Raw genomic sequence first — 21,365 nt, forward strand, 5'->3', positions numbered from 1 at the left:
CGTGGCCGTAGCGTCGAGCAAACGCACACGCGTTTCCCGTTTCGTTTCAATGCCAGGGCCTGCTTCGTCATGCGCTTTTATCGAGCCACCACGTTCCTGTTCCCGCGCAGCTTCGAACATCGCATCTTGTTCGTCTGCTTCGGGGCCGTTCACGTCCCCCTGATCGCCTGCATCGTACTTCAGGCGATCACCGGCCAATGGCAGCTGACCACGCTGGTCACGCTGCTGGTGGCAACACTCATCGGCACCGGATTGGGCCTCGCCGCGATCCATGCCCTGCTGGCGCCGCTGTCACAGGCAACCGCCATGCTTCAGGCGATCCAGACTGGTGAGCGCGTGCCGGTAGTCCCCCAAGGGGCAAACGATCTGGTGGGCCGCCTGCTTGACGGCGTCGCCACCGCCGCCAACGAATCCGCCGCCCCCATCGAGCGCCTGACCGACGCGGCCGAGCGTGATCCCCTGACCGGCATCCGCAACCGTCGCGGCTTTCTGGATGCCGCCGAACAAGTGCTGCGCAGCCGCGGCAACGCAGTGCTGGCGATCATCGATATCGACCGGTTCAAGACAATCAACGACGATTTCGGGCACGATACCGGGGATGCGTTGCTCCGCTCGCTTGCCAAGCGAATCGAGGATCACTTGCGCCGCAGCGACATCGCCGCGCGCTGGGGCGGGGAGGAATTCGCCGTCCTGCTGCCCCATACGACGCTGGACGAAGCGCGCCTGGTGATGGAACGCCTGCGCGCCACAGTGGCGCTGGACAAGGGCCTGGGCGTGGAGGACCGCGCAGTCACGTTCTCCTGCGGGTTGGCGCCGGTGCGCAGCTTTGCGCAGTTGGCGGATGCCACCAAGCAGGCGGACGAGGCTCTCTATGCCGCCAAGAACGCGGGGCGCAATCAGGTCCACGTTATCGACTCGTAGGGCAGTGGCGCAGGCGCGATGAACGTCCGGCAATGCAACGGATCGGATCAGGCCTCAGGCAGCTCTACGCAGACATCGTCGCCTTCGATGATCGCCGGATAGACCGGGATCGGTTTACGCGTCAGCGTGCCGCTCGGCGTGCCGTCCCTCATGTCGAAGCGAACACCGTGCAGCGGGCAGAAGATGTGCGGCCCTTTGACCTTGCCACCCTCAAGATAGGCGAACGCGTGGCTGCACATGTTGTCCATCGCGAACACGCCAAGCGGCGTGCGGCAGACGAGCACCGATTTTCCGCCGATATCGAACGCCTTGCCGCCATTTTCTGGAACGTCCGTCAGCGATGCTATGCGATGCCGCGCCATGTTCCACGATGCCTCTTATGTTGACGAGGCCGCCGATCATGCCCCTTTTGCGATATCTGAACGGTCAGCCCTGCGCGCCAGGCTGGCCGATGTAGCGATCCAGCTCGGCATGGAAATGGCCGATCCGCTGCTCCTGTTCGGACAGGATCGACCCCTTGAATGCCATGCTTTCTATGCCCCGTTGGACTTCGGCAAATAGGCTGCTGTCCTGGTCGAACACTTCACCCAAACCGCCTTCACGCCAATCGATGTGCTGGATTTCAGCCTTTTCTCGGCCGGAAATGTCCCAGCCTTCGGGGAGCCCCATGTACGCTGGCGGCAGAATCTGCGCGTCTTCCTGCGGCGGCATCATGACGATGACATCGAAGATGAACTTGCGCGGATCATGCGGATGGGGCCGGAAATACAGCATCGACACACCTTCCGGATGTATCCCCAGCTGGATGTTGGGAAAAATGTCGTAGTTCCAGTCATCGGTAAGCTGATTGTCGAGAAAGCCGGAGAAATCCAGCCCGAGCCGCTCGGCCCGCTGGCGCTTCGCTTTTTGAATGGCCTGGCGCACATCATCCTTGGTGCCGGCAAAACTGTCCGGGTCCAGACCGACCTCGATCATCGTGGCGCGCAGCCCCGGATTGAGGCCATCGGCATCCATGCGCGGGCTTTGCGTGGCGAACTTGGTCACCATCCGGCTCATGCCGTTGGGATACAGATCGATCTGCGCATTGTAGTCGTTGAACACCGGCAGGATCTGGGGGTGTATGGCGTGCACGTGATACGCCTCGTTGAAGCCGTCCACCGCCACCTTCCAGTTGGACTCCCAAACCGCTTGCACACGCCGCATGATGCGCATGTCCTTCAGCCGATAGGGTTTTGCGTGGTCCACCAGCGGGCCAAGGTATTCCAGCAGTGGCTTGGCTTCGCGGTCCATGTTGAGGAAGATGAAGCCTTCCCAGCTTTCGCAGCGCACTTCCACCAGATCCATCGACCGGCACAATGCTTCCGGCCGGAAAGTCTCTCGGTCCGTGACATGCGCGATCTTGCCATCGAGCCCGAAGCGCCAGTTGTGGAACGGGCACGTGAAGCCACCGGGGCGGCATCCCTCCTCATCGGAAACCAGCCGATTGCCGCGATGCGGACAGACGTTGAAGTAGGCGCGAAGGCGATTGTCGTCATCGCGCGTGACGATGAAGCTTTCTTTGCCGATCTCGAACGTGATGTAGTCGCCGGGGTCGGGAATATCTTCCTCCCGACCTGCCCAGTTCCACACCCTGGACCACAGCAGCTTGCGCTCCGCGTCCATATAATCAGCCGACCAGTACCTTTCTGGCGAGATCGGCTGCACGCCGTTGTCGACATACGGCGCCTTGGCTTCGTAGCTGTCGCGAGGTGCTTCGGGATTGACCGGCCACGTTTGGCGATAATCGTACGCAGGTTGATGTGCCATGACGCAGACCCTGACCTCTCTCATCTTCCGGGCTTTCACCCGGCGAGCGGGACTTGTTGTCCTCGCCATGCTCCGAACCATAAATGATTATCCCGGCATGACAATCACGATATAATCATTCATGACTGTTTTTTATTTCAAGGCGTCGGGGCCTGGGACAATCCGCGCACTTCTCGTATGCCTGTACATGCTGTAGGCGGGCGGGATGATACCTGCCACATTTACCCAGGCCCTCCTGCGCGGCGTCCGTTCTCACTGCCCGCGCTGCGACAAGGGCCACCTGTTTCGCAAATGGCTCAAACCGCGGGAACGGTGCCCGGTGTGCATGCTGGACCTTACGCCCCAGCGCGCGGACGATTTTCCCGCCTACATCGCCATGCTTGTCACCGGGCACCTTATGGCGCCGCTGATCATCGCCTTGTCGGTGGACTGGGATATGGGCCCTGTGGCGATGATGGCGATCCTGGTGCCGCTGGCCATCGCCATGATGCTGGGCATGCTGCAACCTGCAAAAGGCGGCGTGATCGCGCTGCAGTGGTGGTTCGGCATGCACGGTTTCGTCAAGGAACGGCTGGCCCTGCCCGAAGCGGAAGACGGCGGCGCGGCGTGAGCCTGTCGCCCGATCGGCTCGCCCGCTTCGCGCGGCATATCGTGCTGCCCGAAGTGGGCGGCACGGGCCAGGTGGCATTGTCACGCGCGCGCGTGGTGCTGGTCGGCTGCGGCGGAATCGGCAGTCCGGCCCTGCAATACATCGCCGCCGCAGGGATCGACCGGCTGACGCTGGTCGATGACGACACGGTGGACCTCAGCAACCTGCAACGCCAGACGATCTACACGCCCGCTGACATCGGCAGGTCAAAAGCGGAAGCCGCTGCCCTTTGGGTTCAGCGCTTCGATCCGGCCATCAAGGTTGATGTGGTCGCCGCGCGGCTGGGGGATGACAACGCGCGCGACGTCCTTTCCGGCGCCGATCTTGTACTCGACGGTTGTGACAACTTCGCGACGCGGCTGGCCGTGTCGGACGCCTGTGTGCACCTCGGCACGCCTTTGACCACCGCCGCGATCGGACGCTTTCAGGGCCAGGTGGCGAACTTTGCGGGGCATATGGCCGATCAGCCCTGCTATCGCTGCTTCGTGGGCGATGCCTTCGACGGGGCCGATTGCGATACGTGCGCCGCGGACGGTGTGCTGGGCGCGATGGTGGGCGTGGTGGGCACCTTCGCCGCCATGCACGCCATGCGGGTGCTGCTGGCCGGCCACGCAGCCTTGGGCGAGCCGCAGTTCGGCACGCTGCACCTGATCGACGGGCTGGCCCCGTCCATGCGCCCGCTCAGGATCGCCAAGGACCCGGAATGCAAGGGGTGCGGTTCGGGGCGGTAAGCAGCCCTGCCCTTACCCCGACTGCCCGCTCAGCACCTCGTCCACCCAGGCAGGCACCAGGACGCTGGCCGGACCGTGGCGCGCCTCGTCGAACCAGCGCGTGCCTTGACTGGGCTCAAGGTTCAACTCCAGCGTCGCGGTGCCTTGCGCGCGGGCTTCGCGTACGAGCCCGGCGGCGGGATAGACGGCGCCCGAGGTGCCGATCGACACGAACAGGTCCGCCTGCCCCAGCGCGGCGTAGATGTCGTCCATGCGATACGGCATTTCCCCGAACCACACGATATCGGGGCGCAGCGCGTTGGCACCGCAGTGCGGGCACGGCGGACGGTCCATCAGCGGCCCACGCCAGGGATGGCGCGTATCGCAGGCCGTGCACCAGGCGTTCAGATGCTCGCCATGCATGTGCAGCACCCGGCGCGCACCGGCCCGTTCGTGCAGGTCGTCCACGTTCTGGGTGACGATCAGCAGGTTGCCCGCCCATTCCCGATCCAGCCGGGCCAGCGCCAGATGCGCGCCGTTGGGCACCTTGGTCTGGATCGCCGCGCGGCGCATGTCGTAAAAGCGCAGCACCAGATCGGGATCGCGGGCAAAGGCTTCCGGCGTCGCCACATCCTCCACGCGGTGCTGTTCCCACAGGCCGCCTTCCGCGCGGAAAGTGTCGATCCCGCTCTCGGCCGAAACACCCGCGCCAGTGAGAATCACGATGTTGCGATAGTCCGTCATCAGCGCGATGTAGCGCCAACGGACGAGGATTTCGCCGTCAGTTTTACCCACACCACGGCAATGCCCGCGCCAACGATCGCCATCGCCATATCTTTTTGCGCATCCCACACATCGCCTTGCTGTCCGTTGTAATCGTCCGCCGTTGCAGGGGATGCCACCATCGTCAGCACCCATTCGAAGATTTCGTATAGCGCGCTGACCGCACCCACGAACAGGAACGCGGTCCACAAGCTCGCCCGCCATCCCATCCCCGCATGGCGCCGCATCGCCTCTGCGAAGGGCGCCACCCACAAGACGCCGAAGGCAAGATGCACCAGTCGATCGTATCCGTTGCGCGCCATCCCGAATGTGCCGCTGATGGTGTGGCCGGTCAGCGCCTGCGACCATTCGTCGTAAGGCACGTTAGAATACGTGTAACGCCCGCCCAGTGTGTGCAGCAGCCAAAACCCCAGGAGCAGGCCCACAGCCGTGTCGGAGAGCGGCCAGCGCGCCAGCAGGAGTGGAGCGGCCAATAGCAGCAGCACCGTCGGCACGTGCTGCAGCCACGCAATCGCAGGATAAGGCTGATCCACGTTCGCGGCCAGAACGGCACATGCCAGGACAAGCAGGGCCAGGAACTGGCGCTGCGAAAGGGTGCGCCAGGCATGAAGATAGCGGGTCATGCAGGCGCGATGACAGCCGCATTTCCGGGTGTCGAGCGCGAAGGCCGCTGGCAGTGAACGGATGACGATCTTGCGGATGCCGGCCACCCCCGCCATGAGGCCGGCATTGAACGGAGACGGCACGTGGCGCGAATCGGGATTATCGGCAGTCAGGGGCGCATGGGCCAGGCGATCGCGGCGGCCATTGCCGATGCGGGCGAGGATTTCACCGGCGGCGTCGACAAGGACGGCGACGTCAGCGCGGTAGCCGGCATAGCCGACATCCTGATCGACTTTTCGAGCCCCGCCGCGCTGGAGGCCAACCTTGATGCGGCGATGGCGGCGGGCGTGCCCATCGTCATCGGCACCACCGGACTGGAAGAGCGCCACCACTGGCTGATAGACGCCGCGTCGCAAACCATCCCGGTGCTGCAGACCGGCAACACGTCGCTGGGCGTAACCCTGCTGGCGCATCTGGTTCGCGAAGCCGCCGCGCGCCTGGGAGACGACTGGGATATCGAGATCGTGGAGACGCACCACCGCATGAAAGTGGATGCGCCGTCCGGCACCGCGCTGCTGCTGGGCGAAGCGGCGGCACAGGGACGCGGGCTGCCGCTGGCGGACAACGCCGTGCGCGGACGCGACGGGATTACCGGGCAGCGCGAGGCCGGGACGATCGGCTTCGCCTCCTTGCGCGGCGGTAGCGTGGCGGGCGATCACACCGTCCATTTCCTGGCCGACAATGAGCGGTTGTCCCTGTCGCACCTGGCGGAAAACCGGGGTATCTTTGCCAAGGGCGCCGTGCGCGCGGCGCAGTGGCTGCTGGGCCGTGAGCCGGGCCGCTATACGATGCCGCAGGTGCTTGGCCTTTGAAAAAGGCGGACATATTCGAATTCTTCCGCCGCCTGGCAGAGGCCAATCCGGCACCGGAAACCGAGCTGGCGTTCGGCAATAGCTATCAGTTGCTGGTCGCCGTCACATTGTCTGCGCAGTCAACCGATGTCGGCGTGAACAAGGCTACGCGCGCGCTGTTTCAAGACGTTAAAACACCCGCGCAGATGGTGGCGCTGGGCGAAGATGGCCTGAAGGCGCACATCAAGACCATCGGCCTGTTCAACACCAAGGCAAAGAACGTCATCGCCCTGTCGCGCATCCTGGTGGAGCAGCACGGCGGCGAGGTGCCCGCAGACCGCGAAGCCCTCGTCGCGCTGCCCGGCGTGGGCCGCAAGACCGCCAACGTAGTGATGAACTGTGCGTTCGGCGCGGAAACCTTCGCGGTGGATACCCATATCTTCCGGGTCGGCAACCGCACCGGTCTTGCCAAGGGGAAGACTCCGCTGGCGGTGGAACTGCAGCTGGAAAAGAAAGTGCCCGCGCCGTTTCGCGTGGGCGCACATCACTGGCTGATCCTGCACGGACGCTACATCTGCAAGGCGCGCACGCCCGAATGCTGGCGCTGCCCGGTCGTTGACTTGTGCGCGTTCAAGGCCAAAGTGCTGGAGCCGAAAAAGACGACGGCCTGACGCGGGGCGGGAACGATTACCCCTGCCGAAACGTCGCACACGGGAGAGGATCGCGCCATGAACATACGCCCTGCCGCGCTGCTGCTTACGCCCCTTGCGCTGGCCGCCTGCACGCCGGACAATCCCGCCAACACGCCGCCGCCCGCCCCCGCCGCCACGCAGATCGGCGCGGCCGTGGACTGCCTGTCCGTCACCCGCTTCAACAACACACGCATCCGCGATGACCGGACGATCGATTTCTTCGGCGGCGCCGGCAATCAGATCTGGCGCGTAACGATGCCCAACGGCTGTCCGGGCCTGAAATCAGCCGGCACGTTCAGCTACGAAACCTCACTGACTCAGCTGTGCAAGCAGGACATCATCTATCCGCTTCAGCAGCTGGGCGGATCCTACCAGCGCATGGGCGGCTGCGGCATGGGTGCTTTCGTGCCGGTTAAGCTGGCCAAATAAGGCCGGTCAGCCGTCGTACTGCGCCGGGTCCACGTTCAACCCGCGCCGTCCGTCCGCCGCCGTGTGCGCGGGCGCATGCGGCACATCGGCATCGGGGTTCATCAGCGGCTGAAGCATCCCTTCCGAACGGGTAATGACGGCGGTGGCCACTGCATTGCCGACCACGTTGGTGGCAGACCGGCCCATATCCAGGAATGTATCGACGCCCAGCAGCAGCGCGATGCCTTCCACCGGCAAACCGAACTGGGTGAGCGTGGCGGCGATCACCACCAGGCTGGCGCGTGGCACCCCGGCGATGCCCTTAGAACTGACCATCAGCGTCAGCAGCATCAGGATCTGGGTGCCGATCGGCACGTGAATGCCATAAGCCTGCGCGATGAAGATCGACGCAAAGCTCATGTAGATCATCGAGCCATCGAGATTGAAGCTGTAACCCAGCGGCAGGATGAAGCCTGAAATCCGGCGCGGCACGCCAAAGCGGTCAAGCTGCTCGAACAACTTGGGCAGCCCGGCCTCGGACGAGGCAGTGGAGAAGCTGAGCAGCAGCGGTTCGCGAATGTAGCGAAACAGCGTGATGACCCGGCGGCCCAGGAACAAGCCACCCACGCAAAACAGCAGCACCCACAACAGGAACATGGCGAAGTAAAATTCGCTGACCAGCACACCGTAGGTCACGATGATACCCAGCCCACGCGTGGCGATCACCGCCGCCAGCGCGCCAAATACGGCGAACGGGGCAAAGCGCATGACGTAGCCGGTCACCTGGAGCATCAGTTCGGCGAGCGCTTCCGTGCCACGCACGATCGGCGCGCCTTTCTCACCGATGGCGGTCAGGCCCACGCCCACGAACAGGGAAAACACCAGGATCTGCAAGATGTTGTTCTGCGCCATCGCCTGGATCGGGCTGGCGGGAAACACCTCCAGGATGAAGTGGCGCAAGCTCAGTTCAGCAGTGTCCAGATCGCCAAGGTCGCTGGCACGCTCCAGCCCCACGCCGACGCCGGGCTTGAACAGGTTCACCAGCAGCAGGCCGAGGCTGAGCGAGATCAGGCTGGCCGTCAGGAACCAGCCCAGCGCCTTGCCGCCGATGCGGCCCAGCGCCGCACTGTCGCCCATGCCGGCGATGCCGGTGACGATGGTGGAGAACACCAGCGGCGCCAGGATCATCTTGATGAGCTTCAAGAAAACATCGGGCAGCAGGCGCAGGTAATCGGCCCAGGCGGCTATCCGCGGGTCGCCATCGGGCAGCACGGCGTGCATGCCCCCGCCCACCACGATGCCCAGCGCCATGCCGATAAGGATGTAAAGCGTCAGCCGCCTGCCCATGATACCTCGTAATGAAATTGCCGCAGAACCTAACATCGTTGCCAGCCCGGTCAACGATGGTGCCGCAGTTGTCTTTACCGCGCGGCGAGGGCTGCCAGCGTGACCCGGCGATAAATGCCCACCAGAGCTTCCAGATCGGCGATCGCCACAGCCTCGTCCCGCTTGTGCATCGTGGCATTGCACAGGCCGAACTCGATCACCGGCGACAGGTCCTTGAGGAACCGCGCGTCCGACGTGCCGCCGCTGGTGGACAGTTCCGGCTCCAGCCCCGTCTCGGCGCGGATGGCATCGGCGAGGATACTGGAAAACGCACCCGGCTGGGTCAGGAACGCCTCGCCGGAGATGACCGCGCGGGCGCTGCCGCCGTGGCGCCGGGCGATCTCCGCCACCCGGTCCGCCAGCCCCTGTCCGGTATGCAGGTCGTTGAAGCGGATAGACACGCGCGCGGCGGCCCTGGCCGGGATCACGTTGGTGGTGGGATTGCCGCACGACACGTCGGTAATCTCCAGATTGCTGGCCTGGAACCAGTCAGTGCCCTCGTCCAGCACCAGCGCGTCCAGCTCGGCCAGGATCGCCACCAGCCTGGGAATCGGGTTGTCGGCCAGATGCGGGTACGCCACGTGGCCCTGCACGCCGTCCACGTCGATCCAGATGTTGACCGACCCGCGCCGGCCCACTTTCATCACATCGCCCAGCCGGTTCACCGAAGTCGGCTCGCCCACCAGGCACAAGTCCGGGATTTCGCCGCGTTCGCGCATCAGGTCGATCAGCGCCAGCGTGCCGTAGCGGGCGGGGCCTTCCTCGTCCCCGGTGATCACGAAGCTGACGGTCCCGGCCTCCGCCGGCACTTGCCCGGCGGCGGCCACCATCGCCGCGATCGAACCCTTCATGTCCACAGCGCCCCGCCCATACAGCAGGTCGCCCCGCCTTTCGGGCGCGAACGCGTCGCTGGTCCATCCGTCACCGGGCGGCACTACATCCAGATGGCCGGCAAACGCGAAGTGGCGCGCGCCTTCCGGACCGCGCCGCACCGCGAACAGGTTCTCCACCGGCCCGTCAGGCGCCTCGCCCGCTACAAAGCGGGTGACCGCGAAGCCGAGCGGGGCCAGCTGGCTCTCCAGACAATCGAACACCGATCCGGTAGCCGGCGTGACGCTGGGACAGGCGATAAGCGCCTCGGCAAGATCGACGACGTTGGCCGCCAGGGGTATGATGTCGGACATGGCAGCGCGCATCGCACAAGCCGCGCGCGAAGGCTATACACAAGGAAGGAGTGGCCGATGCCCAAACTCGATCTGGCGACCATCCCGCAAACCAACGCCACCGGCTATCCGGCGCCGTTCGATGCCGCCGTCCAGGGCCGCTGGTATTGCCGCCTGGCGCCAGCGGATGGGCTGAGCGCCCTGCGCGCCAGCCATGTCGTGCTCAAGCCCGGCGCCTGGTCCAGCCAGCGCCACTGGCACGACGAGGAGGACGAATTTCTCGTGATGCTGACGGCGAGGCGGTGCTGGTGGAGGATGAGGGGCGCACCATCCTGAAACCCGGCGACGTGTGCGCTTGGGCGATGGGTGTGGCGAACGGCCACCACCTCATCAACGAAAGCACTGCCGACTGCACCTTCATCGCGATGAGCGCGGGCAATGCCAAAGGCGGTGGCGGCTATGCCGACATCAACATGAAGTTTCGTGGCGGCTACTTTCACAAGGACGGCACGCCCTATCCGCCCAAGCAGGGCGGCTGAGACGCGCCCGTCAGGCCAGCGCCTTGTCCAGCATCTGCGCCAGGCGCAGGCCTGCGCGCTCAATGCGCTCGTCGATGATAGGAATGGCCTGCTCGGTCGCCGCGTTGGTCCACACCACCTTTTGCGGTTCCTTGACGTTGCACGGCAGGGTGCCGCCGAACGCGGCCGGGTACAGGAAATCGCGGCTAACCTGCCAGCTTTCGCGCGCCCAGTCCTCAACCCCGCCGGTCGCCAGCCGTGCCTTCTCCGCCGGGGTATAGACCCGCACCAGCGGCGGGCGGGCGGACGTGATGGCACGTTCGGCCAGTACCCCGTCCCAGATCGAATGCAGATTGCGCCCAGGCGCAATGCCGTAATCGGCCTTAACCGCGTTGGCGCCCTGATCCTCGTTCTCCCCCACATGCAGGGGCTGGTGAATATCGCCGACGAAGTGGACCAGGAACGCCAGCGATTCCAGCCGCAGCACCGGTGCCAGCTTGCGATCCGCCAGCAAACGCGCGTCGCGCACGATCTGGTCGGTTGCGCACATCCCGTCGCGGCAGTTGCGCTTGAGGTCGAAGACGCCGCACACCGGCTGGTCGTGGTAGTGCCAGGCGTTCTGATACGCCCAGCGCCACCGCTCGCCCTTGATGCAGTCAGGCCACGTCGCTGCATCTTCGATCGTGCGCATGGAGCAGGCGGGCGTGTCCATTTCCTTTTCATGCGCCAGCAGGCGGCGGATCGCGACGCGGGTCTGCGGCTTCACGTTGGCCATGGCGATCGCCGCCACGGTGCGATGCCCCAGCGCGCCCCAGGCCATCGCCGGGCCGGACAGCAGCGTCGCCGCCAGGGCGAGCAACAGGGCCAGGCGGCGCATCATGCCACCGGCTTTTCGAACTGTTCGATCACCCAGTCCTCTGACTCGGCGGCGGCGATCCAACCCTGCATCCATTCATGTTCCCACACTGCCTGCATGTACGCCTGCGCGAAGCCCGGCACGCCAATGCCATAGGTCAGGAACCGGCTGACGACCGGGGCATAGAACACGTCCGCCGCGCCAAAGGTGCCGAACAGGAACGGGCCGCCCTTGCCGAAGCGGGCCCGGGCCTCTGCCCACAACGTCAGGATGCGCACGATATCGGCGCGGGTTGCATCATCAAGGCCCGGCAACGTCACGCGGGCGCGGATGTTCATCGGGCAGGCGCGCCGCAGCGCGAGGTAGCTGGAATGCATTTCCGCCACCATCGAGCGAGCCATCGCGCGCGCGGCATCGCCCTTGGGCCAGAACCGGTCGCGCCCCACCTTGTCGGCCAGATAATCGACGATCGCCAGACTGTCCCACACCACGGCGTCGCCATCCCACAGGATCGGCACTTTGCCCTGGCTGGGGGCCAGATCGTCGGACGCCTTCTTGAACGCCTCCCACTCCTCGCCATAAAGCGGGACGGTGATCTCGTCGAAGTGGAGACCGGATTGCTTGCAGGCCAGCCAACCGCGCAGCGACCAGCTTGAGTAGTTCTTGTTGCCGATAATAAGCTTCACGGGCGGCGATTCTCCGTTGCGCGAAAGCCGGACCTAAGCGGTGGCAACGGGCCTGTCGAGGCCGCCTTTTCAGAACAGGCGGGTCAGGCCGTAGAACAGCGCGCCGACAAGCGCACTTGCCGGGATGGTGACCACCCACGCCACGATCACGCGGCTCGCCACTGACCAGCGCACGGCGCTGGAACGGCGCGCGGCGCCGGTGCCGACGATCGATCCGGTGATGGCGTGCGTGGTGGATACCGGGATGCCCATCGCGCTTGCCCCGAACACCACGATTGACCCGGCGGTGGAAGCGCAAAAGCCCGAATGGTGGTTCAGCTTGGTGAGCTTGGAGCCCATCGTCTTGATGATCTTCCACCCGCCCGACAGCGTGCCCAGCGAAATCGCGGTGTAGCAGGACAGTACCACCCAGTGCGGTACGTGGAAGCCCCCGCTCATGTGCCCGGTGGAATAGAGCAGCACGGCAATGACGCCCATCGTCTTTTGCGCATCGTTGCCGCCGTGGCTGATCGAATAGGCGGCGCTGGAAAACAGGTGCAGCGTCTTGAAAATGCCGTTGGAGCGACGCGGCGTGGTGCTCTTGAACAGCCAGCTGGTCAGCAGCATCAGCGCCATCGCCAGGATGAAGCCCAGGATCGGTGAGGCCACGATGGCGATCACGGTCTTGATCGTGCCCGAACTTTCGACCACCGCAAACCCGCCGTGGGCGATGCCCGCGCCCAGCAGCCCACCAATCAGAGCGTGGCTGGAACTGGAAGGGATGCCCTTGATCCAGGTCAGCACATTCCAGAACATCGCCCCGATCAGCGCGCCGAACACCACGGCCGGGGTTACCGCATCCACCGAGATGATGCCCTTGCCCACCGTTTCAGCCACATGCAGGCCGACGAAAAAGTAGGCGAGAAAATTGCCGGCGGCCGCGAACAGCACCGCCAGTACGGGCGAGAGCAGCCGCGTGGCAACGACCGTGGCGATGGCATTGGCCGCGTCGTGCAACCCATTCAGGAAGTCGAACGCGAGCGCGAGCACGACCAGCCCGATCAGCAGCGGCAGGGCAAGGCTGTGGTCCATGAAATCAGGAGTGATCGATGACCAGGCCGTCGATCTCGTTGGCGAGATCCTCGAAGCGATCGACCACCCGCTCCAGCCGCTTGAACATTTCCTGGCGTACGAAGAAGTGCATCGGATCGCTCAGGTCGGCCTTGAACAGCCGCTTTAGACCCGCTGCGTGGATTTCGTCGGCGTGCCCTTCCATGCGCACCAGCCGCTCGGTCAATTCGTGCAGGCGGTGCCCGTTGTCCCCGATCTTGCGCAGCAGCGGAATCGCCTCTGCAGTAAGCCGGGCGGCATCGACGATGATGGCCGCCATGTCGATCATCTCAGGCTCGAACGTGACCACTTCGTACAAATCGCAGGCATTGGCCACCTGCTGCATTTCGTCGATGGCATCGTCCATCGCGTTGATCAGGCCGGTGATCGCCGAACGGTCGAACGGGGTCAGGAAGCTGCGGCGCACCGTCTGCAGCACTTCGCGGGTGATGTCGTCCGCGTCATGTTCGCGCTCGGCAATTTCGCGGATGTGCTGACCCCGGCCCGGTCCGCCCTGCGCCAGCCGCGCCAGCGCGTCGGCGCCCGCCACCAGCGTTCCTGCCTGTCTTTCGAACAAGTCGAAGAAGTTGCCCTGTTCGGGGAGCAGCTTCTGGAACCAGGCGAACATCGTGTTAATTCCCGTTTTTGTAGCGACCGTGCCGGCCACCGCGCCGAACAGGCGCGCAGGGCTGGCCGCGGCTCGAAATTCGCTCGCGCCGAAAGAACGGATAAGCGCGCGAAGGTCTTCCTCGTCAACTGCCTTGGCGGCATCGGCAAGGGAAAACCAGCGGCGTTCGCGTTGATGCTGTTCGTCCCAGGTGTCCAGTTCCTCCGTCACCGAGAACGGATAGACGTCCACGTCGGCCCATACCGACGCGCCGGACGCGCGCTGCTTGCGATAGCGGTATGAGCCCAACGGCACCGGGCACGTTGCGCCGCGCACGCCCGCTTCCTCATGCGCTTCCTGTGCGGCGGCGGCGTGCGGCGCCATCCCCTTCATCAGTCCGCCCTTGGGAATGACCCAGCGGCGCGACTGGCGCGAGGTTATCAGCAAAATCTGGATTGGCGCGTCCACGCTGGCGCCCAGCGTGCGATAGGGAAGAACGGCAATCTGGCGCATCGGCGAGACTCCTTCATCCCTGACCACACAAGCTGCGGCCCATAAGCGAGCCGACGTTGTCACGCAATCGTCACATAACTTGGCGCGACTGCACGATCATATAGAGCCTGCGTGAACATCCCGTTTCAGCACACGAACGTATGTTGCCCATGCCCGCCGCGTTGGCGATCAAAGCTCCGAATCGCCCAGCACGGCAGCACGCAGTTCATCGATGCCCAGGCCTTTTTCCGAACTCGTCACGTGCACCACCGGGAATGCGGCGGGATGCTTGCGCGCCTCGGCGATCGTGGCGGCGTGCACCGCGTCCAGTTCGCTGGCCTTGATCTTGTCCGCCTTGGTCAGCACGATGCGATAGCCTACCGCAGCCTCGTCCAGCATCTTCATCATGTCGGCATCCACCGGCTTCACCCCGTGGCGCGCATCGACCAGCAGCAGCGTGCGCTTGAGCACCACGCGACCACGCAGGTAATCGCGCACCAGGCGCCGCCAGTTCTCCACCACCTTGGGCGGCGCCTTGGCGAAGCCGTAGCCCGGCATATCAACCAGCCGGAACCGCAGCGGCTCGGCCACGTCGAAGAAGTTCAGCTCCTGCGTGCGCCCCGGGGTAACGGACGTGCGGGCAATCGCCTTGCGGCCCACCAGCGCATTCAACAGCGACGACTTGCCCACGTTGGAACGTCCGCAAAATGCAATCTCGGGCGTTTCCGGCTCGGGCAGGAAATTGAGCGAGGGTGCGCTTTTCAGGAACGTGACCGGCCCTGAAAACAGTTTGCGCGCCCGCTCCGTCAATTCGGCCAGCGCCTGATCGTCATCCATGCTCAAGCCTTTGCGCCCTTGTCGCGCTCAGCCGCGCGGGCTTTGTCCTGCGCGTCCTTGTCCTGCTGCGCCTTCAATTGCGGATGGCGGCTATACAGGAACTTCTGCTGCGCGATCGTCAGGATGTTGGAGGTGATCCAGTACACCAGCAGGCCAGAGGCGAACGGAGCCATCACGAACATCATGAACCACGGCATGATCTTGAACACCTGCTGCTGCGCCGGGTCCATCTGCGCGGGGTTGAGCTGGAACTGCAGGTACATCGTCAGGCCCAGCAGCAGCGCCAGCACACCGATCGCCAAGAAGCCGGGCGGCTGGAAGTTGAGCAGGCCAAACAGGTTGAGCACATGCAGTGGATCGGGCGCGGACAAGTCCTTGATCCACAGGATGAACGGCTGGTGGCGCATCTCGATCGAGAGGATCAGCGTCTTGTAGAGCGCGAAGAACACCGGGATCTGCAGGAACATCGGCAGGCAGCCCGCCAGCGGGTTGACCCCCTCCTTCTTGTAGAGGGCCATGATCTCCTGCTGCTGCTTTTGCTTGTCGTCCTTGTAGCGTTCTTGCAGCGCCTTCATCTTAGGCTGGATCGCACGCATCGCCGCCATCGAGGCGAACTGGCGCTGCGCGACCGGGAACATCGCGCCGCGCACGATCACGGTCAGCAGGATGATCGCGAAGCCGAAGTTGCCCACCAGCTTGAACAACGAGGTCAGCAGCCAGAAAATCGGCTTTTCGAACCAGCGGAACCAGCCCCAGTCGATCGCCAGGCTGAAATTGGTGATGCCCTGCTTTTCGTAGGCGTCGAGCACGGCATGTTCTTTGGCGCCGGCGAACAGCTTGGTGGTGGCGGATACGCGGCTGCGCGGCTGCACCACCTGCTGGTCATAGATCAGGTCGGCGCGGAAAATGTCGTTGCCCATCGCGCGAAACGTGCTGTCGGCCTTGGCGTTCACCGGTACGATCGCGGACATCCAGTAGATATCGGTAAAGCCGATCCAGTCCGCCTTGCCCTGGTTCACGACCGACTTCTGCGCATCGAGATCGACGCACGAGGACAGGAAAGAGAACGACGAGCCGCACTTGTAGCCCACGTTGAAGTTCACCGAGCCATCGAACGCGCCGATCGGACCGGAGTGGACGTTCCAGGTGGACAGGCTGGCGGTCTTGTCGGTGCGGTTCACAAGCGCGAAGGGCTTGACCACAACCGGCACGCCGCCGGCATTTTCCACCGTCTGCACAGCGGTGATCATGTAATTGTTGTCGATCGAATACGTGATCGCAAAGCGCTGGCCGGTGGGATTGGCCCAGGTCAGCGTTACCGGCGTGGAAGGGGTCAGCCGCGCATTGGCGGGCGCGGTCCATACCGTCTGCGCGTTAGGCGCGGCGACGCCGCCCTGCCCCAGCCAGCCCACTTGCGCGAACTGCTGCGCGGGCGTGCCGGCGGGCGAGAAGATGCGCACCGGGCCGGAGTTCTTCTCCACCGTTTCGCGGTGGCGGTTGAGCACCAGGTCATCGACCATCGCGCCGGTCAGGTTGATCGAGCCGGACAGGCCCGGCGCGGCCACGGGAACGCGGCCACCGCTGGCCAGTTCCGCCCTCAGGTCCTTCTGCTCCAGCGCCACGTCATTGGGATCGACCAAGCCACCTTCGCGCGTCGGCTTGATCGGGGTCGTCGGGCTGGTGGCCTTTTCCGCACCGCCTGCCGCCACGGTCTGCACCGGGGTCTTGGCTTGGGGATAGAAATAGCCGACAGCGGCTTCCCAACCGAAAAGCACGAGCGCCGTCAGCACGACTGCCAGGATGATGTTGCGTTGGTTTTGCACGAAGGCTTGTGTCCTGCTCGAAAATTTTCCGCTTCGGCGGCAGCGTGCCAGACGCCCCACCCCCGCTTAGGTACTGTCAGTCCGGTACGGGATCATGACCGTGCCCGCCCCACGGCTGGCAGCGCAATAGACGCCACAGCGCCAGCAATCCACCCTTGATCGCACCATGCCTGCGCACCGCCTCTATCGCATACTGCGAGCACGACGGCGTGAAGCGGCACGTGGGCGGCATGATCGCCGACGGGCCGACCTGCCACAGCCGGGCGATGCCGATCAGCGCCAGGCCGGGAAGCGACACGACAAACGCCAGCGCCCGCTTCACTTGCGCGGCCCCCGCTTGCGCCCGTGCGGCCTTGGCGAATCGCCCTTGCCATCCCGCGCCCGGCCCAGCGCGGCGATCAGTTCGGTGCGCAAGGCGGTGAAATCACGCTCAATCCCGTTTTCCCGGCCGATCAAGACGTGGTCGGTGTCCGGCAGGCCATGGTCGGCAAGCAGTTCGCGCAGCAGCGCCCGGAACCGCCGCTTCATGCGATTGCGCACCACCGCGTTGCCGATCTTCTTGGTGACGGTGATCCCGGCGCGCTGCCCGTGCCCCGCATTGCGGTTGGCCAGCAGTACGAAGCCGGGACGCGCGACTCGCAGGCCACGGTTGGCGGCCAGGAAATCCGATCGGCGGGTCAGGACCGTGTAGGCGTCAGCCATTGGCGTAAAGCTGCCTCGATTCGCGCCAAAGCAAAACGGCGCCAGACCATGCCTCCGCACAGCAGCGAAAGCATGGTCTGGCGCCGTCAGGCAAGGGTTCGACACCCCTGCCGCCAGCGGCGGATCAGGCCGACAGCTTCGAGCGGCCGCGGGCGCGGCGGGCGCGAAGCACCTTGCGACCGCCGACGGTGGCCGTGCGCGAGCGGAAGCCGTGACGGCGGGCGCGAACAAGGTTGCTGGGCTGGAAAGTGCGCTTCATGACAGTCCTCGAACATTCAAACAAAAAGGGGTCGCCGAACCGACGACCACGTAAACCGTTGCGCGCCGTTACGGGAGCGGGCCCGCAGAGTCAAGAACGGCAAGTTGCACGCGCGGTGTGCCCGGCAGGTCGGGCCGACCGTCCAGCTGCGCCCAGTGCGCCATCTCCACCCGATCCAGCCAGCGCGCCGACGCGAACGGCACCGAATTGGTCATGGCATAGAACGCCGCCGCCTGGCCCGCGCTCATACCCATCTGCCGGTAGTACGCAAGATAGCGCTGGTTCTCCGGCGCCGTAGCCGCATAGTCACGCGGTTCGTGGCCGGTATCGTCCTGCCACGAATGGACCGCGAACTCCGCGCCGGGATCGGCGTAGCGGCGCACGCCGGCCAGGAACAGCTCGACCGCACCTGATCGGACCGACCCGTCCGCCGGCACGTGGGTTACCAGGCCATGCGCGCGGATCATGCGGCCCACCGCAAGGTTCGCCACGTCATCGTCCGTGCCGGGGCACTCCACCATCTCGATCTCGCCAATGCCGGGATGATCGCGCAGCATCGCGGCGAACAGCGCAGGCGTGCGCGCATCGGTAACGTCCACCAGCGCGGCGCGCCCTTCATCCAGCACGCGGAACGGGCCATAAGCCTGCCCTTGCGGCAGCGCGATCTCCTGTGTCACCGTCTCGGACAGGACGACGACGGTGCGCTCGGTCCCGTCCGGGCTGGCCTCCACGTTCCAGTCGACTGTCTGATAACCGATCGCCTGCGCGGCCGCAGGGCCGGCAAGGCAGCACCAGATCAGGGCCAGGTTTGCAATGAGCGCGCGCATGCGGCAACGGTGCCTCCGATACCCTTACCCCGGCTTGCACAGACGCGGTTAAAACGCTGTAAGCCATGAATTACGCAGGTGCCCTGAAGGGCCGCGCCGGGTAGGCCCCGTCGCATGGTCGCCCTTGTCTCCACCGTCGCGTATCTCGGGCTCGAAGCGCGGGCCGTCGAAGTGCAATGCCAGATCGCGCCCGGCATGCCCGGTTTCACGCTCGTCGGTCTGCCGGACAAGGCGGTGGGCGAAAGCCGCCAGCGGGTCAGCGCCGCGCTGACGGCTATGGGCCTGGCGCTGCCGCCCAAGCGCATCATCGTCAATCTCTCCCCCGCTGACCTGCCCAAGGAAGGCTCGCATTATGATCTGCCGGTGGCGCTGGCCCTGCTGGCCGCGATGGGCGTGATCGATGCCGAGCAGATGGGCGATTTCGTGGCCGTAGGAGAACTCGCACTCGACGGGCGGCTGATCCCCTCGCCCGGCGTGCTGCTGGCCGCGATCCACGCCAGCGCGGTGGAGAAGGGGCTGATCTGCCCCGCCTCGCAAGGGTCGGAGGCGCGCTGGGCCAGCGAGGTCCCGGTCGTCGCCGCGCCGGACCTCATCAGCCTGCTCAACCACTTGCGCGGACGGCAGGTGCTGCCCACCCCGCCGCCGGGCGAAGTAACGCCGCCGGCGCGCGGGGCCGATCTGCGTCAGGTCAAAGGGCAGGAAACGGCGCGCCGGGCGCTGGAGATCGCAGCGGCGGGCGCCCACAACCTGCTGATGGTAGGGCCACCGGGCGCGGGCAAATCGCTGCTTGCCGCATGCATGCCCGGCGTTCTGCCCGAACTCACCCCGTCAGAGGCGCTGGAAGTCTCGATGGTCGCCTCCGTGGCCGGCACGCTGGAGAATGGCCGCATCAGCCGCGCCCGGCCCTATCGCGCGCCGCACCACTCAGCCTCGATCGCGGCACTGACCGGCGGCGGGCTGAAAGTGCGGCCCGGCGAAGTGTCGATGGCGCATCTGGGCGTGCTGTTTCTGGACGAGCTGCCTGAATTTCAACGCCAGGCGCTCGATTCGCTGCGCCAGCCGCTGGAGACCGGCGAGGTTACGGTCGCGCGGGCCAATGCGCATCTGACGTACCCGGCGCGGGTCCAGCTGGTGGCCGCGATGAACCCGTGCCGCTGCGGCCACCTGGGCGATCCGGCGCTGGCCTGCAGCCGCGCACCGCGCTGCGCCGCGGATTATCAAAGCAAGGTGTCCGGCCCCCTGCTCGACCGCATCGACCTGCATGTTGAGGTGGACCCAGTACGTGCCGTCGATATGGCGCTGCCTCCGCCGGCAGAAGGCAGCGCCGAAGTGGCCGCCCGTGTGGCGCGGGCCCGGGCAGTACAGTCCGCCCGCCTCGAAGGCATGGCCGCGCGCACCAACGCAGAGCTGGAAGGGGATCTGCTGGAAGCACACGCCACCCCGGACGAGGCGGGGCGCAAGCTGTTGCTGCAGGCGGCAGAAGCGATGCGCCTGTCCGCGCGTGGTTACACCCGCGTGCTGCGCGTTTCCCGCACCATCGCCGACCTGGCGGGGTCGGCCAGCATCACCCGCATCCATATCGCCGAGGCGTTAAGCTATCGCCGGCGCGCGCCGGTGAATTGAGGCATATGTTGTCTCATGGCCGGCATGAGGATGATGCGAATATATATATATATGCGTGGATCGATCAAGCAGCCCGAAGAGAAGCGCCTTCCCAACGATCGGCTAGCGGGCGTGGTGAACTGAACTTTCGCCAGACCGCGTGGGGAAGTTCGGATCGGACGGAAGGGCTAGGTTTGGTGGATTGCTGCCTTTCGGTGTTTGTCCTGAAGAGGTATGCACGCTCCGATGAAAGTCCGGGTGACACACCTCCAAGCAACTGCTCGCGTGCGAGAAGTGCTTCATACGATCCTCTCATCAAAGGAATGGTCCCTCAACGCTAGTTCGATCCCGGCATCCGACTACATGGAAGGCCGAGAGCCCTTTCGCCGCTTCTTCGATGTCTATGAGGGTTCGGACGGAGAAGACTGGCTCGGCATCATGGAATGGGCGGTTCTTGAAGAGATGCGGGCAGGTGGGACGGACACAATTGCGAACGAAGACACGGTGACTCGCATTGTCGACCGACTCGACTGTCATCCTGACATCTGTCTCGAACGCTAGAAAGCGAAGGAAGTGTCCGCTTTGGGGTGCGGCCGGTCAGGCTGCTTTTCTTTCGGAACGGCGGAAACCGGACGCCCCCCTTTGGAGTGCGGCCCTCTGCATCAGGAGGGACCGAAAGGGGTGGATTCCAGACATCACGGATGATCGCGAGTAAAGTCGTCGTTCCACCACCGGGGAGAAAATTTCATCTTCTTGCCTCGCGGCGTCATCAAAGCTGAAAAGCACTGTTGCACTTCCATGCTTGGCATCTCGCCATCTATGAACAGTTGCGACTTCGTCGGTCTCACGACTACGCGAAGCTCTCGAAATCCACATTCGCGAGCTGCCTCTGTGGCCTTTGATATGCTTTCAAATGGTCCTTCGGCGATTGGCTGTTGCGGAGAGGTAGCCTCGGCAATCGTACTGGCCGTCAAAAGAGAGAAGGCCATGATGCATTTAAGCATAAGGTCACCTATTGAGCTGGCATTTCGATAACTGTCCGGTCCTGAGTACAGCGGCAACGGGGCGGTTACGGACATTGGCAGTTCGCTTGCG

25 protein-coding genes and 1 pseudogene are annotated in these 21,365 nt (G+C 64.8%); 9 read left to right on the forward strand and 17 right to left on the reverse strand.

All coding sequences use genetic code 11. From position 1 onward, the window contains the following. The first annotated feature begins 69 nt into the window (after positions 1-69). Positions 70-921, forward strand: a complete 852-nt coding sequence (locus ASE49_RS14895; protein ID WP_056774225.1) for a GGDEF domain-containing protein — start codon at positions 70-72, stop codon at positions 919-921. A 47-nt stretch (positions 922-968) separates the two neighbouring features. Here ASE49_RS14895 and ASE49_RS14900 read toward each other — a convergent pair whose 3' ends face one another. Next, positions 969-1,283 carry a Rieske (2Fe-2S) protein gene (locus ASE49_RS14900; protein WP_056774228.1) on the reverse strand — a complete coding sequence of 105 codons (315 nt, stop codon included), beginning with the start codon at positions 1,281-1,283 and terminating at the stop codon, positions 969-971. Positions 1,284-1,347: 64 nt separating this feature from the next. Beyond that, positions 1,348-2,727: an aromatic ring-hydroxylating oxygenase subunit alpha gene (locus tag ASE49_RS14905; RefSeq protein WP_056774231.1), complete on the reverse strand. Its 1,380-nt coding sequence runs from the start codon at positions 2,725-2,727 to the stop codon at positions 1,348-1,350. 205 nt (positions 2,728-2,932) lie between these two features. Here ASE49_RS14905 and ASE49_RS14910 point away from each other — a divergent pair, with 205 nt between their 5' ends. Together ASE49_RS14910 and ASE49_RS14915 are read left to right on the forward strand one after the other, a co-directional pair. Next, positions 2,933-3,337 (forward strand): DUF983 domain-containing protein, encoded by a 405-nt coding sequence (locus tag ASE49_RS14910; RefSeq protein ID WP_056774233.1) that lies wholly within the window; start codon positions 2,933-2,935, stop codon positions 3,335-3,337. Further along, entirely contained in the window at positions 3,334-4,107 is a 774-nt protein-coding gene (locus tag ASE49_RS14915) for a HesA/MoeB/ThiF family protein (protein WP_200922061.1), read from the forward strand. Before ASE49_RS14910 ends, ASE49_RS14915 begins: the two co-directional genes overlap by 4 nt. A 12-nt stretch (positions 4,108-4,119) precedes the next feature. Here the strand turns inward: ASE49_RS14915 and ASE49_RS14920 are convergent, their stop codons facing one another. Both ASE49_RS14920 and ASE49_RS14925 read right to left on the reverse strand, forming a co-directional pair. After that, entirely contained in the window at positions 4,120-4,830 is a 711-nt protein-coding gene (locus ASE49_RS14920) for an NAD-dependent deacylase (RefSeq protein WP_056774236.1), read from the reverse strand. Next, positions 4,830-5,492, reverse strand: a complete 663-nt coding sequence (locus ASE49_RS14925; protein WP_056774511.1) for a DUF2238 domain-containing protein — start codon at positions 5,490-5,492, stop codon at positions 4,830-4,832. The genes ASE49_RS14920 and ASE49_RS14925 overlap by 1 nt, the downstream gene beginning before the upstream one ends. Before the next feature lie 123 nt (positions 5,493-5,615). Between ASE49_RS14925 and dapB the strand changes: the two genes are divergently transcribed. From dapB to ASE49_RS14940, 3 genes are read left to right on the forward strand one after another with little or no spacing between them, the layout of a single operon-like run. After that, positions 5,616-6,344 carry a 4-hydroxy-tetrahydrodipicolinate reductase gene (gene dapB, locus ASE49_RS14930; RefSeq protein WP_056774239.1) on the forward strand — a complete coding sequence of 243 codons (729 nt, stop codon included), beginning with the start codon at positions 5,616-5,618 and terminating at the stop codon, positions 6,342-6,344. Then, a complete protein-coding gene (gene nth / locus ASE49_RS14935) occupies positions 6,341-6,994 on the forward strand; it encodes an endonuclease III (protein ID WP_056774242.1) in 654 nt (217 codons plus the stop codon). The genes dapB and nth overlap by 4 nt, the downstream gene beginning before the upstream one ends. Positions 6,995-7,051: 57 nt before the next feature. After that, the gene (locus tag ASE49_RS14940; RefSeq protein WP_056774243.1) at positions 7,052-7,444 is read left to right on the forward strand and encodes a hypothetical protein; all 393 of its coding nucleotides are present in this window, start codon (positions 7,052-7,054) and stop codon (positions 7,442-7,444) included. Positions 7,445-7,450: 6 nt separating this feature from the next. On the opposite strand, the gene ASE49_RS14945 is transcribed toward ASE49_RS14940, so the two are convergent. Continuing rightward, a complete protein-coding gene (locus ASE49_RS14945; protein WP_056774245.1) occupies positions 7,451-8,770 on the reverse strand; it encodes a dicarboxylate/amino acid:cation symporter in 1,320 nt (439 codons plus the stop codon). A gap of 74 nt (positions 8,771-8,844) precedes the next feature. After that, positions 8,845-9,993, reverse strand: coding sequence for a succinyl-diaminopimelate desuccinylase (gene dapE / locus ASE49_RS14950; RefSeq protein ID WP_056774514.1), 1,149 nt, complete (start codon positions 9,991-9,993; stop codon positions 8,845-8,847). Between the two features lie 57 nt (positions 9,994-10,050). On the opposite strand from dapE, the pseudogene ASE49_RS14955 reads away from it, so the two are divergent. Beyond that, positions 10,051-10,511 (forward strand): annotated as a pseudogene (locus ASE49_RS14955) (cupin domain-containing protein). Positions 10,512-10,521: 10 nt separating this feature from the next. Here the strand turns inward: ASE49_RS14955 and ASE49_RS14960 are convergent. The 10 genes from ASE49_RS14960 to ASE49_RS15005 form a co-directional block, all read right to left on the reverse strand. Next, a complete protein-coding gene (locus ASE49_RS14960) occupies positions 10,522-11,370 on the reverse strand; it encodes a S1/P1 nuclease (RefSeq protein WP_442946031.1) in 849 nt (282 codons plus the stop codon). Continuing rightward, a complete protein-coding gene (locus ASE49_RS14965; protein ID WP_056774248.1) occupies positions 11,367-12,032 on the reverse strand; it encodes a glutathione S-transferase family protein in 666 nt (221 codons plus the stop codon). The genes ASE49_RS14960 and ASE49_RS14965 overlap by 4 nt, the downstream gene beginning before the upstream one ends. A gap of 69 nt (positions 12,033-12,101) precedes the next feature. After that, on the reverse strand, positions 12,102-13,103 hold the full coding sequence (locus ASE49_RS14970) for an inorganic phosphate transporter (RefSeq protein WP_056774251.1): 1,002 nt from the start codon (positions 13,101-13,103) through the stop codon (positions 12,102-12,104). A 4-nt stretch (positions 13,104-13,107) separates the two neighbouring features. Further along, a complete protein-coding gene (locus ASE49_RS14975; protein WP_082456502.1) occupies positions 13,108-14,241 on the reverse strand; it encodes a DUF47 family protein in 1,134 nt (377 codons plus the stop codon). A 168-nt stretch (positions 14,242-14,409) separates the two neighbouring features. Beyond that, entirely contained in the window at positions 14,410-15,057 is a 648-nt protein-coding gene (gene yihA / locus ASE49_RS14980) for a ribosome biogenesis GTP-binding protein YihA/YsxC (protein ID WP_056774254.1), read from the reverse strand. A 2-nt stretch (positions 15,058-15,059) separates the two neighbouring features. Then, positions 15,060-16,880 carry a membrane protein insertase YidC gene (yidC, locus tag ASE49_RS14985; protein ID WP_056774258.1) on the reverse strand — a complete coding sequence of 607 codons (1,821 nt, stop codon included), beginning with the start codon at positions 16,878-16,880 and terminating at the stop codon, positions 15,060-15,062. Positions 16,881-16,956: 76 nt separating this feature from the next. Next, positions 16,957-17,202, reverse strand: coding sequence for a membrane protein insertion efficiency factor YidD (yidD, locus tag ASE49_RS14990; RefSeq protein ID WP_056774262.1), 246 nt, complete (start codon positions 17,200-17,202; stop codon positions 16,957-16,959). Beyond that, positions 17,199-17,582 (reverse strand): ribonuclease P protein component, encoded by a 384-nt coding sequence (rnpA, locus tag ASE49_RS14995; protein ID WP_056774264.1) that lies wholly within the window; start codon positions 17,580-17,582, stop codon positions 17,199-17,201. The genes yidD and rnpA overlap by 4 nt, the downstream gene beginning before the upstream one ends. Positions 17,583-17,706: 124 nt before the next feature. Continuing rightward, positions 17,707-17,841, reverse strand: coding sequence for a 50S ribosomal protein L34 (rpmH, locus tag ASE49_RS15000; protein WP_056774268.1), 135 nt, complete (start codon positions 17,839-17,841; stop codon positions 17,707-17,709). A 68-nt stretch (positions 17,842-17,909) separates the two neighbouring features. Next, positions 17,910-18,668: a hypothetical protein gene (locus ASE49_RS15005; protein WP_056774270.1), complete on the reverse strand. Its 759-nt coding sequence runs from the start codon at positions 18,666-18,668 to the stop codon at positions 17,910-17,912. A gap of 114 nt (positions 18,669-18,782) precedes the next feature. Here ASE49_RS15005 and ASE49_RS15010 point away from each other — a divergent pair, with 114 nt between their 5' ends. Both ASE49_RS15010 and ASE49_RS15015 read left to right on the forward strand, forming a co-directional pair. Then, entirely contained in the window at positions 18,783-20,291 is a 1,509-nt protein-coding gene (locus tag ASE49_RS15010; protein WP_056774273.1) for a YifB family Mg chelatase-like AAA ATPase, read from the forward strand. Positions 20,292-20,555: 264 nt separating this feature from the next. Next, the gene (locus ASE49_RS15015) at positions 20,556-20,831 is read left to right on the forward strand and encodes a hypothetical protein (RefSeq protein WP_156370334.1); all 276 of its coding nucleotides are present in this window, start codon (positions 20,556-20,558) and stop codon (positions 20,829-20,831) included. Between the two features lie 134 nt (positions 20,832-20,965). Here ASE49_RS15015 and ASE49_RS18340 read toward each other — a convergent pair whose 3' ends face one another. Then, positions 20,966-21,349 (reverse strand): hypothetical protein, encoded by a 384-nt coding sequence (locus ASE49_RS18340; RefSeq protein ID WP_162234259.1) that lies wholly within the window; start codon positions 21,347-21,349, stop codon positions 20,966-20,968. Between the last annotated feature and the right edge of the window lie 16 nt (positions 21,350-21,365).

The organism is Novosphingobium sp. Leaf2 (assembly GCF_001421325.1).
In the GTDB taxonomy this organism is placed as follows: domain Bacteria; phylum Pseudomonadota; class Alphaproteobacteria; order Sphingomonadales; family Sphingomonadaceae; genus Novosphingobium.

Bases quoted from the DNA above. Each gene is read 5' to 3' on its own strand.
- ASE49_RS14895 (WP_056774225.1), top strand. From the start codon at position 70: ATGCGCTTTTATCGAGCCACCACGTTCCTGTTCCCGCGCAGCTTCGAA.
- ASE49_RS14900 (WP_056774228.1), bottom strand. From the start codon at position 1,283: ATGGCGCGGCATCGCATAGCATCGCTGACGGACGTTCCAGAAAATGGC.
- ASE49_RS14905 (WP_056774231.1), bottom strand. From the start codon at position 2,727: ATGGCACATCAACCTGCGTACGATTATCGCCAAACGTGGCCGGTCAAT.
- ASE49_RS14910 (WP_056774233.1), top strand. From the start codon at position 2,933: ATGATACCTGCCACATTTACCCAGGCCCTCCTGCGCGGCGTCCGTTCT.
- ASE49_RS14920 (WP_056774236.1), bottom strand. From the start codon at position 4,830: ATGACGGACTATCGCAACATCGTGATTCTCACTGGCGCGGGTGTTTCG.
- ASE49_RS14925 (WP_056774511.1), bottom strand. From the start codon at position 5,492: ATGACCCGCTATCTTCATGCCTGGCGCACCCTTTCGCAGCGCCAGTTC.
- ASE49_RS14940 (WP_056774243.1), top strand. From the start codon at position 7,052: ATGAACATACGCCCTGCCGCGCTGCTGCTTACGCCCCTTGCGCTGGCC.
- ASE49_RS14945 (WP_056774245.1), bottom strand. From the start codon at position 8,770: ATGGGCAGGCGGCTGACGCTTTACATCCTTATCGGCATGGCGCTGGGC.
- dapE (WP_056774514.1), bottom strand. From the start codon at position 9,993: ATGTCCGACATCATACCCCTGGCGGCCAACGTCGTCGATCTTGCCGAG.
- ASE49_RS14960 (WP_442946031.1), bottom strand. From the start codon at position 11,370: ATGATGCGCCGCCTGGCCCTGTTGCTCGCCCTGGCGGCGACGCTGCTG.
- ASE49_RS14970 (WP_056774251.1), bottom strand. From the start codon at position 13,103: ATGGACCACAGCCTTGCCCTGCCGCTGCTGATCGGGCTGGTCGTGCTC.
- ASE49_RS14975 (WP_082456502.1), bottom strand. From the start codon at position 14,241: ATGCGCCAGATTGCCGTTCTTCCCTATCGCACGCTGGGCGCCAGCGTG.
- yihA (WP_056774254.1), bottom strand. From the start codon at position 15,057: ATGGATGACGATCAGGCGCTGGCCGAATTGACGGAGCGGGCGCGCAAA.
- rnpA (WP_056774264.1), bottom strand. From the start codon at position 17,582: ATGGCTGACGCCTACACGGTCCTGACCCGCCGATCGGATTTCCTGGCC.
- rpmH (WP_056774268.1), bottom strand. From the start codon at position 17,841: ATGAAGCGCACTTTCCAGCCCAGCAACCTTGTTCGCGCCCGCCGTCAC.
- ASE49_RS15005 (WP_056774270.1), bottom strand. From the start codon at position 18,668: ATGCGCGCGCTCATTGCAAACCTGGCCCTGATCTGGTGCTGCCTTGCC.
- ASE49_RS15010 (WP_056774273.1), top strand. From the start codon at position 18,783: ATGGTCGCCCTTGTCTCCACCGTCGCGTATCTCGGGCTCGAAGCGCGG.
- ASE49_RS18340 (WP_162234259.1), bottom strand. From the start codon at position 21,349: ATGTCCGTAACCGCCCCGTTGCCGCTGTACTCAGGACCGGACAGTTAT.